We start from the raw sequence: 15,127 nt of genomic DNA, 5'->3' as shown, positions 1-15,127 counted from the left end.
TGGATATGCTCCTGGTAGGCGACCCTGCCAATGGCAGGATACACCTTAGTTATCAAATTCTACACCAAAAATCAACTGGTATAAATATTAGCCAACATTAGCCAAGAGCAATTCTCGACATTCTGATTTTTGTACTTTCACCTGACCGTCATCGTCAATATCCACAATGGCTATGTCACCATCGGTGATTTGACCAGATAGCATCGCTTCAGCCAAGGAATCTTCTAACAGGCGCATAATAGCCCGGCGTAATGGTCTGGCGCCGTAGCTGGGGTTGTAACCTTCTTGGACTACGCGCTCCTTGAAGCGTTCTGTAACTTCTAAGGTGATTCCTTTTTCAGTCAAGCGGCTAGAAACATCTCTTAACATAATTTCCGCGATTTGCTTGACTTCATCCTTAGAAAGTTGGGTGAAGACGATAATGTCATCGAGACGGTTGAGGAACTCAGGACGGAAGTAAGCTTTGAGTTCTTCATTGACTAGATTGCGGATGCGCTGGTAACTAGCATCGGCTTGATTGTCGAAATCAAAGCCTAAACCGCCACCGCCTTTTTCAATCACTTTAGAACCGATGTTAGAAGTCAAAATAATCAAGGTGTTCTTGAAGTCCACCTTCCGACCTTTAGCATCCGTAAGATGACCGTCATCTAAGAGTTGCAGCAACATATTAAATACATCGGGATGCGCCTTTTCGATTTCGTCGAATAGCAGCACCGTGTATGGTTTGCGCCGCACCGCTTCTGTAAGTTGTCCACCTTCGCTGTATCCTACATAACCAGGAGGTGAACCAATCAGCTTGGATACGGTGTGGCTTTCCATGTATTCGGACATATCCAGACGAATCATGGCTTCTTCAGCACCGAAGAAGTAAGCAGCTAATGCTTTTGCTAATTCTGTTTTACCAACTCCGGTAGGGCCAGAGAAGATAAAGCTAGCAATGGGGCGATTGGGATGCTTTAAGCCGACACGGGCGCGACGGATGGCGCGAGAAACAGCGGTGACTGCTTGCTCTTGACCAATCAACCGTTTGTGGAGGGTGTCTTCTAGGTGCAACAGCAATTCTGACTCAGATTCTGTCAGTTTGTTGAGGGGTACACCAGTCCAAGAAGCGACGATTTGGGCGATGTCTTCCTCATCCACGATGGGGATATTGGCTTTTTTGCCAGTTTCTGATTCAGGATGGAGTTGACCAATGAGTTCTAATTCCTGGTCGCGCAACTTACCAGCTTTGTCAAAATCTTGGAGTCTGACGGCTTCGGCTTTGGCTTTGCTGACGCCAACTAGTTCACGCTTGAGTTCTTTATTGCTAGAAATCTGAGAGTTTCGCAGACGCACGCGAGAACCAGCTTCATCAATCAAGTCTATGGCTTTATCTGGTAAGAAGCGATCGCTAATGTAGCGGTCTGACAATTGCGCTGCGGCGATTACAGCAGCATCAGAAATATGGACTTTGTGATGTTGCTCGTAAGCGACGCGTAAGCCGTAAAGAATTTGGATGGTTTCCTCTACGGTCGGTTCCCCTACCAAAATTGGTTGAAAACGACGCTCTAAGGCTGCATCCCGTTCGATGTGCTGACGGTATTCATCGAGGGTGGTAGCGCCGATGCACTGGAGTTCACCCCGTGCTAAAGCTGGTTTGAGGATATTTGCTGCATCCAAACCGCCTTCTGTACCACCAGCGCCAACGAGGGTATGAACTTCGTCAATCACGAGGATGATATTGCCAACGGAGCGAATTTCCTCCATGATTTTCTTCAGGCGTTCTTCAAAATCGCCACGGAAGCGAGTGCCGGCGACGACAGAACCCATATCCAGGCTGATGACTTGCTTATTGAGCAAAACTTCAGGTACATCCTGGTTAATAATTCGTTGAGCTAAACCTTCGGCGATCGCCGTTTTACCAACTCCTGGTTCCCCAATCAAGACTGGGTTATTCTTGGTACGGCGACCGAGAATTTGGATAGCACGCTCAATTTCCTTTTCGCGACCGACTACAGGGTCGAGTCGGCCTTCTGCTGCCATTTTGGTCAAATTTCTGCCAAACTCTTCTAAACTGAGAGTTTGTTGGTTGCGCTTTTGACCACCTGCAGCGAAAACCGTTGCATCGTCACCTAATCGACGCATTACAGCAGCGCGAACACTCTTGAGGTCAACCCCCAGATGTTGCAGTACTTTAGCCGCGACACCTTCACCAGCCTCGGTTAATCCCAAGAGTAAGTGTTCGGTGTTGATGTAATTGTGTCCAAGACTATGGGCTTCTTTAAACGATTGCTCAAAGAGGCTTTTTACCTTCGGGGTAAAGGGAATTTCTGGCGGTACAAACCCAGAACCCCTACCAATAATCTTTTCTACTTCGCGACGTCCATCTTTGAGTGTAACGCCCAATTCGGTCAGCACTTTAGCAGCAACCCCAGTTCCTTCTCCCATCAAACCTAGGAGAATTTGTTCAGTTCCTACAAAATTGTGTCCCAGGCGACGAGCTTCCTCCTGAGCGAGCATTATTACTTTAATTGCTTCGGAAGTGAAGTGTTCAAACATAACGGGTTCTTGCTCCCTTGCTGCTTGGACTTTGGGGTGATATACTGTCCACCCTTATCTAAACTTTTTTGTATTTTCTATAAGGACAATGTAACTTTATTTAAATTTAAATGGCAGTAGTGACAGCCGTAAGATATAAGGTGTGGTTGCCGTCTGTGACAGGGCTGAGTTTTGAGTCTCATACTGACTGCATTTAAAGTCGCAAATCCCACATCCAAATTCTCGGTATTTGAGAATTTGTCTGTCTACCTCCCTGGGCTAAACTTAAAACTCAGGACTCGACATTCAGGACTCACGATGACAGAACAATCTGGGAGTAAAGACCAACAACATCCTCTCTACAACCGCGATCGCTCCTTTATTGATATTCTACTAGCTCAAGAGCCAACAAACTACAATTTGGCAGAATTAGCTAGACTGCGAATTCGCTATCTCGGCTTTCCAGGGGCGCGAGACATCCAACAGGATTTAGATAAAGTCTTACAGCACTGGGGTTTGAGCGAATCTGAATTATTTGAAAAGACTCGTCAATTGCACGATGTTGGGGGGATTTATACAAGTCGCGGTAAAAAAGAAGAGCAAGATTGGAATTAAGCACCTCAGTCCCAATCAAGTAGGGGCGCAAGGCCTTGCGCCCCTACGGTCAATAGCTGGGGACACAACGACCGCTCAGTGCATCGCTGGGGACTGGGTTACAAGTCTGATTGTGTCTAGGTTTTATCATCAGTTAATGTCCTAAGCACTTTGGCGGTTGCTATAACAGCTTAGTGATTAATGTTAGTCCGTTTTTTGCGATCAAATAATCCTGACATACTTAGTCCTGTTACCAGTAACCCAATCAGTCCCAATCCATTCAAAATTGGGTAAATAGCTTCTAAATGTACAATTTCTCCGGTATGAATTTTTAATAGTAGGTTAGACGAAAGTCCAGTACTAATCGGCCATTCTCGGACAATAGTCGTCAACATTCCCGTCAATACAGTTAATAATAGCGGTACACAAATGATAATGGACAGGGTGCGGTGATATTTACGAAATGCTCGTTTCATGGTATTTATCCCAAAATAATTATTTGATTTACCAAGTCCGTTTTGCCCCAATCCCCAATCCCCAGCGATGCACTGAGCTTGTCGAAGTGTCCCCAATCCCCAATCCCCAGCGATGCACTGAGCTTGTCGAAGTGTCCCCAATCCCTAACCCCCTTTTCTGGGCCAAATTTTCAGGACTTCAAACCACAAAATACTGAACACCCCAGAGGTGAGACTGACTACTAAATCATCAAAATGGAGAAAAGAAAAACGGAAAAGCTCGCGTAACAAAGGTACATAAAGTACTAGTCCCATAAAAACTACTCCACCACCCAATACCCACCACAGTGCTGTATTCGGAGTATGTAACATCTCTGGAATGGTACGCGACCAAGAACGATTGCTGAGAATCATGCTCAGGTTAGATATAATTAGGGTGGTAAATGCGAGAGCGCGGGCATCAAATTCTCCATTTCCAGAGTAAAAAGCAACACCGAATACAGCCAGCAGTACCACTAATACACTCAAGCCTTGTAGGACTGCTAATCTCAGAGTGCGCCGACTAAATAATGGCTCTTTGGGGTTGCGAGGTGGTCGCCTCATGACATTACTTTCTTCTGGCTCTGCCTCAAATACTACAGTACAAGCTGGATCGATAATTAAGTGTAAAAAGGCAATGTGAATAGGGAGTAACACCAAAGGCCAATGAAATATTACCGGAATTAAGGACATCCCGGCAATGGGTATATGAACTGCTAAAGTATAAGCCATACCTTTTTTCAGGTTGTCAAATACTCTTCGTCCTAGCCTGATGGACTGAACAATGGAAGAAAAATCATCATCTAGCAATACTAAGTCCGCAGACTCCCGCGCTACATCTGTACCCCGTTGGCCCATCGCAATCCCAATATGTGCCGATTTTAAGGCTGGGGCGTCATTTACGCCATCCCCCGTCATGGCTACAATTTCACCGCAGCGTTTTAAGGCGTTAACAATCAGTAATTTTTGCTCTGGAACAACCCGCGCAAAGATATTTACGGTTTGAATCCTGGAAAGTAACTCCCCTTCTATCATCTGCTCTAGTTCTGTGCCGGTGATGACTTGTGTAGCGGGTGTCAATCCGATTTGGCGAGCAATATTTTGGGCTGTTGCGGGATAATCACCTGTGATCATGACCACCCGAATACCAGCAGTGTAGCACTCAGCAATGGCTGGCGCTACTGTGGGACGCACCGGATCAGCCATACCTACCAGACCCAAAAATGCAAATTTAAAGTCATGTTGTTTCTCAGGAAGAGAGTTTAACTGGTTGTCAGTCTGATGTGTTCCGATTGCTTTGGCTATACCCAAAACCCGCAAGCCTGTGCTGGCCATTGTACCAATATGCTGTTCTAGATCCCGCATTTGTTGGGCGTTAAAATGACACAGATCAGCGATCGCTTCCGGCGCACCTTTGGTAGCAATCACCAATCTTTTCTCTGGAGATTCCCAAACACAAGACATCGCTAGTAATTCACCTGTGAGGGGATACTCGCGCAATATCTCCCAATCTTGATGTAAATGTTCGGTTCTGGCTAAATAGTCATCACCCACTTGTTTGAGGGCTTTTTCCATTGGGTCGAAGGGGTCTTTGCGACTGGCTAAAATCCCAAATTCGATTAACTCATGAAAATTTTCTGGGAGTGCTTCTCGTTCGTGCAAGGTGACATCATAAAAATTGGGAGATACGAATAATTGCTGAACTGACATGCGGTTAAAAGTCAGCGTCCCAGTTTTATCTACACAAAGAACGGTAGTAGAACCTAGAGTTTCCACTACGGGAATGCGACGAGTTAAAACCCTAGCCAGGGAGAATCTCCAAGCACCCAAAGCCAGAAAAATTGCTAAGACTACAGGAATTTCATTGGGCAAAATTGCCATCGCTAGGGCTAAACCTGCTAAAATTCCTTGTAGCCAATCGCCCCTAGTCGCACCGTAAATCACGATTACAGCCACACAGATGGCGATCGCCACAAACGTCAGCTTACTAACAATACGCCGAGTTTCCCGTTGCAAAACAGTATCTTCCTGTTCTACAGTCTGCAAAGCTTTACCAATCTTGCCCATTTCTGTCTGCATACCTGTAGCATATACTTGGGCAATACCCTGACCTTGGACTATTAGGGTTCCCGAATATACAAAAGGCAAATCCTCGCCACCAGGACGATGCTGTGTTGCAGTTTGTGTGGTACTTTCTATCTCTGTACTATTCTCTACCGCTTGCTTGCGTACAGGTAAGGATTCACCTGTTAACAGAGACTCATCAATGCTCAAATTATTAGACCAAATCACCACAGCATCCGCAGGAATTCTATCTCCTTCTGATAAAACAATTACATCTTCACGCACTACCTCCCGTCCCGCAATCCGTTGGCGTTCGCCATCACGGATAACTAATGCACGAGGACTGGAGAGGTCACGTAATGCTTCTAGTGATTTTTCCGTTTTTTGTTCTTGGTATAAGTTGATGCCGACAATGAAGAAGACAAAGCCTAGTAGAATTAAGGCTTCTTGAGCATCACCCAAAAACAAGTAAATCACACCACAGCCTAGCAACAGGAGGAAAATAGGCTCTTGGAACATTTCTAGGGCGATTCCCCAGATGTTGCGATGTTGGGTAGATGGTAGCTCATTGTACCCTTCTTGTTTCAGGTGAGTGGCAGCAGTGGATGCCGATAGCCCTGTGATAGATTGGAGTTCTATTTTCTGAGCCATTTTTTCCTCTGGGACTGTGGGACTGTGTTTAAATTAATTAGGACCTACTCTCCGGGCACAATAATAATCGTAGGGTGCGTGACGCAGCGATAAATATTTTACGTAGTTACAAGACTTGTGGCGTCACGCACCATTGTTTAAATGTGACACTAGTAGTCTGTCAATTTTGTTTTGAGGGATTTTTGGTAGTGTGAGCGTCTCGCTCACGCGGGCAAGATGCCCGCACTACAGTCCATCATTTTTATCTTGACAGAGTACTAGCGTAAGTCCTGTTAATTTTGGATTGACTACCAGCATGTAAAAAAACTCTCACTTCGCGCTATGATGGTCTTTTCAGTTGATTAGAAGTCGGCGCGAAGACTCCCATATTTGTAAAATTTTTTCACTATTTTGCTGAAGATGCTCAGAAGCTTGGTTAGACATAATTTGTTTAAAAGATTTTTCTGACCGTTGCTTTCTCTACGTCCCGAAGTCGTAGGGGGGGGGTCAATACTGCGTAGGATTTGCAGGGGAGGCAGGGGAGGCAGGGGAAGCAGGGGAGGCAAAACTCTTCCCTTGCCTCCATTTCTCCCCCTGCTCCCCCTGCTTGCCTCAACCAAGAAATCCCTTAACCGAGCAGTATTGGGGGGGGGTGAGCGCGATATCCTCGTTATGGGTTAGGTGATGTTAGACTGGCCATGCCAGCAATTGCTGTTTGACTCCAGAATCTCCGCCCTTTTAGGGCGGGGAGTATGTCAAAGATATCTCAGATCACCCCACCAGATCTTATGCCTACCGTACTATTTTGTAATTATTTTTGTATATCTTCCGGATATCAAGCGGGCTTATACGCAGAAGTTGAGTGATTATTTCTTCTTCATGGAACTTAAGTGCTGATGAATTTATCTCATATATTTAGATTCTTTACCCTGAGTCTATTCTGGCAACTCTTGCTCCTCCCTGGACTGGCTGTTAGAGCTCAATCCCAATTAGAAAGCAGACACACTTTACCAGAAGGTATTATTTTTCACGAGAATTTTGAGCCACCAGGGGACGACAAACCAAAGGGTTCTTCCGGTGCTGGTTCTCGTGATGGACTCAAGTGTTCCGAAGATACTCAATCGATTCGGCCTTTAATGCCAAAACGTAACTATGGCTTAACATTTGCCGAGCATCCAACTATCTTTATTAGCTTACCTAAAACCTCAGCACAGCAAGTTGTGTTGACGTTTCAAGATGAAGCCGGAAAATATTACCAGAGAGCATTTTTACCCATCACTGCTGACGAACAGATTGTGAGTTTTACTCTACCTGATGACAAACCACCCTTGGAAGTAGGTAAAAATTACCAGTGGTCTTTAATACTTGTCTGTGGAAAAACTGTACAACCTGATGATCCTGTTGTTAGAGGTTGGGTACAACGAGTAGCCAAAACCCCAAAAATCGAGAGCGAACTTAGGCAAAAATCTTTGATTGAGCAAGCAGAATGGTATGCTAACAAGGGTTATTGGTATGATATGCTCAGAGTAATCGTAGAAGCTAGGCGATCGCATCCCGACGATGCCCAACTAACTAAGCTGTGGAAAGATTTGTTAAATTCTGTACAACTCGGTGCAGTTGTTTCTGAAACTCCTGATTAAGCTCATTCCACATCATATCGCGATGTGTAGGGGCACGGCATTGCCGTGCCCCTACGAGTGTACCTAACTAGGGCGAGAAACGCTATAGTGGGTTTAATTACCAATTATCTGCTCAATTAAAGCCTGATTTTCCTGACTTTCTGCTTGCTTGAGATATTCAATCGCAATCTGTCCTGCAGCAGGTTGCTCCTGAGTGATAGCAATTAATAATTGTACAGTCTGACGGAGTTCTATTTTCTCTAACTGCTTAATAGTGACAATTGGTAATGTAATAGCAGCAATTACTAAAGCGATCATTGGCGGGATTAAAGGAATCCAGTAACCTAGTAAAAAGGCAAGGTAGGCAATTCCTACGACTCCTCCGCCAGCAATTATAATAATAATAACTAAATTTCTGCGTGATTTTATCTGCCAACTGAATGCTGCTCCCAGCCCAGACCAGAGCAAAATCCACAACCACTCAACTTGTTCTGACCAACAAAGCAGCATCGGTCGTCTTGACAAGGCTCCACCCAAAATCTGGCTGATGATGTTGGCGTGAATTAGCACCCCAGCCATTTGTTTTGGTTGGCCTTCTTTTTGTGTACTATAGGGGGTTTGAAATAAATCATTGAGACTTTCAGCCGTTGCGCCAATCAAAACGATACGTCCGGCGATCGCATCCTGCATCTTTTGTGTCGGGATTTTATTGTCTAATAAATCTGCGATCGCGAAGGTCTCAAACTGTTCCTCTGTACCATAAAAGTTGAGTAAAATTTGATATCCACCTGCATCAGCCCGAACATAACCCCCGTCATTAGGTCCAAAAGGAACAAGCACTGCTTTCCCCAATCGCATTTGATGATCCTTGGGCATGGGTTGAGGGATGATGCCTTCAGCTTTAAGATAATATAGAGCTAGTTTCAAGCCGAGATTTAGCCTAATTTTACGGTTTGGCAATCGCACTGAAAGTAAACCACGACGCACCTTACCATCTGTATCTAAAACCTGATCAGCAAGACCCACTTGATCTAATTGTGCTAAAACAGGCGGCGGAGAAATTTGGCTACCGACAACTTTCTCAATACCAACCAGATTCGGAGTTGTTTTAAAGACTTCTACTAATTCTTGATGACCTGGTTCTACAGGTAAATCTCGATATAAATCCAGTCCGATTGCTCTAGCTTTGTAACTTTTTAAGGTTTGAATTACTTGAGCCAAAACCTGATCTTGTAGAGGATAATGACCTATTTTCTGAATATCAGGCTCGTCAATTGTAATAATTGCAATCCGACGGTTAATTTCTGCTTTTGGACGTGCCTGAAAAAAATAATCTAGCATTGTCAACTCGATTCCCTGTAGTAGTCCGGTAAACCGAAAAAGAATAACTAAACTGGCTACTACCGCCGCAATGCTAGCTATCCAAAGTTTACCCAATCGTAATTTGTGGGAATTTCGTTTAGCTGTTTTTCTAGCATCTGTCAGAATTTGATTAGCTTGCTTGGCCGCTTGCAGAGCAAATTGTGCTTTTTCTCGTTCAATTTGTCTGGACTTTTTCTCGGCTGCTAAATAGGTTTCAATTTCTCGCTTTTCTAGTTCCTGACTTGCAGAGAGAAAGCGATAATCTAAGTCAGTGAGCCTTTTATTTTCTGACCAAGCCAGTGCTGCTTGCAATCTTATTCCTTTTAATAGCTGGGACTCATCTTGCTGTTCTGATGTTATCCAAGCCTGTAAGTTTTGTGCATAAGGACGCAGATTATCTAGTTGTTTAGCCACCCATTCTAAATTAAAAACTGCTTGATAAATTGGGTTTTTTACCTTCAGTTGTCCCTGCTTATTGACCACCAAACCCGATAGTAGTAGTTCAATCTGTTCTCGACTGTCATCGCTTGGTACTCCCTCTCCCAGCAGAATTTGCTGATAGATTCCCAATAACCGCCCTGCCATTTGTTCGTCATAAAGGAGGCGATTACGAATCGTCCGTAAATGCTCCGGCTCATCGTCAGATTCCCACTTTTCAATTATGCGTGACTTTACAATATTTTCTACCCAAATTTTTTCATAATTAGAGGGAATAGTCAAGGGATCACTGATTACATCTTGATTCGCACTCACCACTAATTTACACAACTTTTGCGTGAGAAAAGGCTGTCCTCCTGTCCAATATAATATCTCTTTAATAACTGCCTTTTCATTAACAGCTTTGTCCTTCAATCCCTGAGCTAATGGCTGGATTTTATCTAAGGTAAAACCTTGCAGTTCTATGGCTTGACCAATATTAAATGGAGTGCGCTTTTTATCGCGAATTAAATCAGATGGAGTGGCTACACCAAAAATGGCAAAAGTTAGGCGTTGATATTCTGGATTAGTGGCTCGTTGATTATAGCAGAAACGCAGCCAGGCAAAAAAATCATCTACTGAGAAATTAAGACCGAGAATACTATCAATTTCATCAAAAAATATCAACAATTTTTCGTTGGGAAACTGAACCAACAATACTTCCGAAATGAACCGATTTAGTTTCTGAACTAAAGAAAAGTCATCCTGTTCTTGCCACCAGGTTTTTAAGTTTAATTTCTCTAAAAGTTCAAAGCCCAACCACAACTCACCTACTAATCCCTTGTACCATTGAGTTGGGGTAATATTTTCACTACCAATGTTTGTCAAATCAACTGTGATACATTTAAAACCTTCTTTTTGCAGACGATAACTTGTTCTTACCATCAGTGATGATTTACCCATTTGCCGAGAGTTGAGGACGTAGCAAAATCCACCTTGTTTCAGGGCTTCATAGAATTCTACATCCGCTTGTCTTTCAACATAGCTGGGATCTTCACCAGTTAAAGTGCCACCAACTTGGTATCGATAGCGCACTAGAGTAATTTGTGATTAGGTGAGCAGTTTTAGTGAATTATACCCGTTTCTCAAAGTTTTGTAGAATTTTTCCAACATCCTCTAAGAAAGGCTGGGTGTGGTATCTTGGGAAAATTAAAAGAGAAATAATGTTAAAACTTGTCTTTATAGTTCAAAAATTTTTCATCAACCACAAAGGCTCAAAGAAATTACAAAGGCAATTTTACAATACAAGTGTGATTTGATGACTAAACCGATTGTTTTTTCCAGAAAACCACTCAATCAACGCTTAATCTCCTGGTTGCTCGAAGAAGATAGACGAGAGAACGCAGGCCCTTACCGCAAAGAAGAAGCGCACCGCCAGCATCCTTGGTGGCAGGTTATGTGCTTGACAGGTGTAGATTATTTCTCAACCCTAGGCTATCAACCTGGTATTGCAGCCTTAGCAGCAGGCGCGCTTTCTCCGATAGCTACCCTAATTCTAGTTCTGTTGACGCTGTTTGGTGCATTGCCAATCTATCGGCGGATTGCTGCCAAAAGCCCTCATGGGGAAGGGTCTATTGCCATGCTAGAGCATTTGCTTTCTTGGTGGCAAGGTAAATTACTTGTACTTTGCCTCCTCGGCTTTGTGGCAACCGATTTTATCATCACCATTACCCTTTCGGCTGCTGATGCGACAGCCCATATCATCGAAAATCCCCTAGCCCCAAGTTTACTACACAATCAGGCGATCGCCATCACCCTGATTTTAGTTGCATTACTTGGGGCAGTTTTTTTGCGAGGTTTCCGAGAAGCTATCGGTATTGCAGTATTTTTGGTTGGCGTTTATCTGCTGTTAAATTTTATTCTGATTGGTGTCGGTTTGTATCAGATTGTGATTCACCCAGAAGCGATCGCCAATTGGCAAACTGCACTTTTTGCAGGTCATTCCAACCCCTTGGTCATCCTGGGCATAGCTATCCTCTTATTCCCCAGGTTAGCACTAGGATTGTCAGGCTTTGAAACTGGCGTGACCGTTATGCCCCTCGTACAAGGTAGCAGTACCGACACCCAGGAGCAACCCAGAGGACGGATTCAAAATACACGCAAGCTGCTGACGGCTGCTGCTGTGATTATGAGCTTCTTTTTGCTCACCAGCAGCTTTATTACTACTTTACTGATTCCCACTGCAGAATTTGCCGCTGGGGGTAAAGCCAATGGACGGGCCCTTGCTTACCTAGGACATTTGTATCTAGGTAATGGTTTTGGCACAATTTACGACCTCAGCACCATGTCCATACTCTGGTTTGCAGGTGCATCGGCAATGGCAGGACTACTGAATATTGTACCTCGCTACCTGCCACGCTATGGCATGGCACCCAATTGGGCACGAGTAGGGCGGCCTTTAGTCTTGGTCTATACGGCGATCGCCTTTGTCGTCACAATTATCTTCCAGGCTAACGTCGAAGCCCAGGGTGGGGCTTACGCCACTGGTGTGCTGGTGTTAATCACCTCCGCCGCCTTTGCTGTGACTCTATCAGCCCAGCATCAGAGATCGAAGCGAAAAACACTCGCTTTTGGCATCATCACACTGTTGTTTTTATATACCACTATTGTCAATATCATCGAAAGACCAGAGGGGATTAAAATTGCCACATTTTTCATCGGTGCAATCATTATTACCTCCCTAATTTCTCGCGTTTGGCGTTCAACTGAACTGCGAGCAGAGCGAATTGAACTGGACGAAAATGCTCGCGAATTACTAGCAGAAGAGAGCCAAGGAGCAATTCGATTAATTGCAAATCGATTGAATACCGGCGATATTCAAGAGTATTTGATCAAAGAAAAAGAGGTGCGCGAAGACAACCATATTCCACCCGCCGATCCCATTTTATTTCTCGAAATTCTCGTATCTGATGCTTCGGAATTTGCGGATGTCATCAGAGTAAAAGGAGTCCAAGTTGGTGATTATCGCATCCTCCGGGCTGAAAGTGCAGCAGTACCCAATGCGATCGCCGCTTTACTTCTGTATATTCGCGACCAAACAGGTAAAATCCCCCACGCTTACTTCGGCTGGGTAGAGGGAAACCCCATACAATATTTGCTGCGTTTTATCTTGTTTGGTGAGGGTGATATTGCTGTAGTCACCCGTGAAGTACTACGTCGAGCGGAAAAGAATCCTCACCAACGTCCTGGTATCCATGTCGGTGGTTGACCCTCCGAATTTTAGATTTTGGATACTTCTCTACGAGAGGCTACGCCAACGACTTCGCTCAGTACAAGTTTTGGATTTTAGATTTTTGGGGTACCTTGCAGACCCCGCAGAATTTTAGATTTTGGATTTAATCCCACCCAAATCTAAAATTGTTTGCCCCTTGTGGTCGGGGTCAATCCAAAAGACGCTCCTACGTCGCTCTAAGCGCAGCTATGCCGTAGGCTTTACGCTACGAAGGACGCAAATCTAAAATCCGGGCATTGGTTGACGGACTACTAGTTTGTCTGATTTTACAGCAATTTTCAGGTAAATAGACCACGAGGTAGGGGCGCAAGGCCTTACGCCCCAGAAGATCATCGAAAGACGCCAAAAACCCTGATTTTACCGTACCGTGAGGGGTCAGACCTACCATTCGCGACTCGGTATCCTTTGAGGGGTGGGAATGTCAATTTAAGCTAGTTTTTAGCATATTTACCAATTACTTTAGCTAAGTCTGGTACCGCCTCCTCCACATGTTTCTTGGCGGAATTACGGAATTTATCATAGGTTCCTCGGACAATTTGGCGCTTCGTATTCTTGACCTTTGCGTCGGTAACACCCAGCAGCGCGTCTGCAGTCCGAGAGCTATTCGCTGTCAGGTATTCTACTGGTTCACCTTGTTGCACTCCCTCACTCCAGATGGGATCAAGTGCGGTGAAGCACGGAGGGAGGAGGGACTCGACGACATCGGGGATATACCCTGGTTTAACTCCCTTAAGGGCGGCGAAGGCGGCTTTAAGTGCCAAACCACTCACGCCTGACTTGGAAGCTAGCTGTTCATCTATCATGGTGCAGCAGTCTGCTACGATCGAAGCCTTATTGTTAGAATTCAACAGTTCGTCGCTCAGTCCCATTTCGATTCTCCTAAGTATCAAATTGCTTGATTTATCATCTCCTAATTTTTGTGACTAATGGAAGAACCTTTATTTCCTAACTTAAAGATTTGACCAAAATATCTTTTAAATACCATGAAGGTAGATTTTGGTATCCGTATTATACACCGCTAAAATTACAGCAGTTTTCAGATAAATAGACCACGCGGTAGGGGCGCAAGGCCTTGCGCCCCTACGAGGGTCTGTCGTTATTGCGTGAAAATTGCTGTAAACTAATTCATGACAAATGACAAATGACAAATGACAAATGACAAATGACAAATGACCCATTTGCATCACTGGTAGGACAACAACAAGCTGCAGAATTACTGACTCAGGCTGTCAGACAAAACAGGATTGCTCCGGCGTATCTGTTTGTCGGTCCAGATGGTGTGGGGCGGAGTTTAGCCGCACGCTGCTTTGTGCAATTGCTATTTTCGAGTAGTGTAGAGACAGAATTAATCGCGACCCTACAAAACAGGTTGCGTCAAGGTAATCACCCTGATTTATTCTGGGTGCAACCAACCTATCTTCATCAGGGACAACGACTTACACCAGCAGAAGCCGCAGAAAAAGGACTCAAGCGAAAAGCGCCGCCGGTGATTCGGCTAGAACAAATTCGGGAAATTACTCAGTTTCTGGGTCGTCCACCAATGGAAGCACCGAGAAATGTGGTAGTGGTAGAACAAGCTGAAACAATGGCAGAAGCTGCAGCCAATGCCTTACTCAAAACTTTAGAAGAACCAGGACAGGCAACGCTGATTTTAATAGCACCAACACCAGAGTCTATATTACCGACATTGGTGTCACGCTGTCAACGCATTCCCTTTTATCGCTTAGATGCATCCGCTTTGACCCTGGTACTGACCCAAAGCGGACATGGGGAAATTTTGCAAGATCCAGCAGTATTGAGGATAGCAGCTGGTAGTCCCGGCAGTGCGATCGCATCTTATGAGCAATTACAAACAATTTCTCCAGAGTTACTGGAAAAAGTCACAAAAGCGCCTCAATCCTACCGCAATGCTTTGGAATTAGCCAAAAAAATTGATCAGGACTTAGATACAGAAGCACAACTAGGGTTAGTCGATTATCTCCAACATTATTACTGGCACCAGTGGTATCAACCAGGTATGATTAACCAACTAGAACAAGCCCGCAAATTTCTACTTTGTTACGCCCAACCCCGCCTTGTTTGGGAATGCACACTTGTGTACATATATCAACAATTAAATATGCAAAATTGATTATCAA

At 44.5% G+C, this 15,127-nt stretch carries 9 protein-coding genes; 4 read left to right on the top strand and 5 right to left on the bottom strand.

Translation table 11 applies throughout. The features are described 5' to 3' along the window. Nucleotides 1-87 precede the first annotated feature (87 nt). The gene (locus HEQ19_26800; GenBank protein WYM02540.1) at nucleotides 88-2,538 is read right to left on the bottom strand and encodes an ATP-dependent Clp protease ATP-binding subunit; all 2,451 of its coding nucleotides are present in this window, start codon (nucleotides 2,536-2,538) and stop codon (nucleotides 88-90) included. Between the two features lie 297 nt (nucleotides 2,539-2,835). Here HEQ19_26800 and HEQ19_26795 point away from each other — a divergent pair, with 297 nt between their 5' ends. Then, a complete protein-coding gene (locus tag HEQ19_26795; GenBank protein WYM02539.1) occupies nucleotides 2,836-3,132 on the top strand; it encodes a DUF3288 family protein in 297 nt (98 codons plus the stop codon). A 170-nt stretch (nucleotides 3,133-3,302) separates the two neighbouring features. On the opposite strand, the gene HEQ19_26790 is transcribed toward HEQ19_26795, so the two are convergent. Next, nucleotides 3,303-3,587: a peptidase gene (locus HEQ19_26790; protein ID WYM03646.1), complete on the bottom strand. Its 285-nt coding sequence runs from the start codon at nucleotides 3,585-3,587 to the stop codon at nucleotides 3,303-3,305. 144 nt (nucleotides 3,588-3,731) lie between these two features. After that, nucleotides 3,732-6,320, bottom strand: a complete 2,589-nt coding sequence (locus HEQ19_26785; GenBank protein ID WYM02538.1) for a cation-translocating P-type ATPase — start codon at nucleotides 6,318-6,320, stop codon at nucleotides 3,732-3,734. Between the two features lie 875 nt (nucleotides 6,321-7,195). On the opposite strand from HEQ19_26785, the gene HEQ19_26780 reads away from it, so the two are divergent. Next, complete coding sequence (locus HEQ19_26780; protein ID WYM02537.1) at nucleotides 7,196-7,939, top strand: DUF928 domain-containing protein; 744 nt, start codon at nucleotides 7,196-7,198, stop codon at nucleotides 7,937-7,939. A 93-nt stretch (nucleotides 7,940-8,032) separates the two neighbouring features. Here HEQ19_26780 and HEQ19_26775 read toward each other — a convergent pair whose 3' ends face one another. Continuing rightward, entirely contained in the window at nucleotides 8,033-10,792 is a 2,760-nt protein-coding gene (locus HEQ19_26775) for a CHASE2 domain-containing protein (GenBank protein WYM03645.2), read from the bottom strand. Nucleotides 10,793-11,015: 223 nt separating this feature from the next. Here HEQ19_26775 and HEQ19_26770 point away from each other — a divergent pair, with 223 nt between their 5' ends. Further along, on the top strand, nucleotides 11,016-12,965 hold the full coding sequence (locus HEQ19_26770) for an amino acid transporter (protein WYM02536.1): 1,950 nt from the start codon (nucleotides 11,016-11,018) through the stop codon (nucleotides 12,963-12,965). A 455-nt stretch (nucleotides 12,966-13,420) separates the two neighbouring features. Here HEQ19_26770 and HEQ19_26765 read toward each other — a convergent pair whose 3' ends face one another. Then, nucleotides 13,421-13,858: a hypothetical protein gene (locus tag HEQ19_26765; protein WYM02535.1), complete on the bottom strand. Its 438-nt coding sequence runs from the start codon at nucleotides 13,856-13,858 to the stop codon at nucleotides 13,421-13,423. 293 nt (nucleotides 13,859-14,151) lie between these two features. On the opposite strand from HEQ19_26765, the gene holB reads away from it, so the two are divergent. Further along, nucleotides 14,152-15,120 carry a DNA polymerase III subunit delta' gene (holB, locus tag HEQ19_26760; protein WYM02534.1) on the top strand — a complete coding sequence of 323 codons (969 nt, stop codon included), beginning with the start codon at nucleotides 14,152-14,154 and terminating at the stop codon, nucleotides 15,118-15,120. Nucleotides 15,121-15,127 lie beyond the last annotated feature (7 nt).

It is taken from the genome of Gloeotrichia echinulata CP02 (assembly GCA_038087035.1).
In the GTDB taxonomy this organism is placed as follows: Bacteria; Cyanobacteriota; Cyanobacteriia; order Cyanobacteriales; family Nostocaceae; genus Gloeotrichia; species Gloeotrichia echinulata.
The sequence above is the reverse complement of the archived record's forward strand: the minus strand, read 5'-3'. Positions and strand labels throughout refer to the sequence as shown.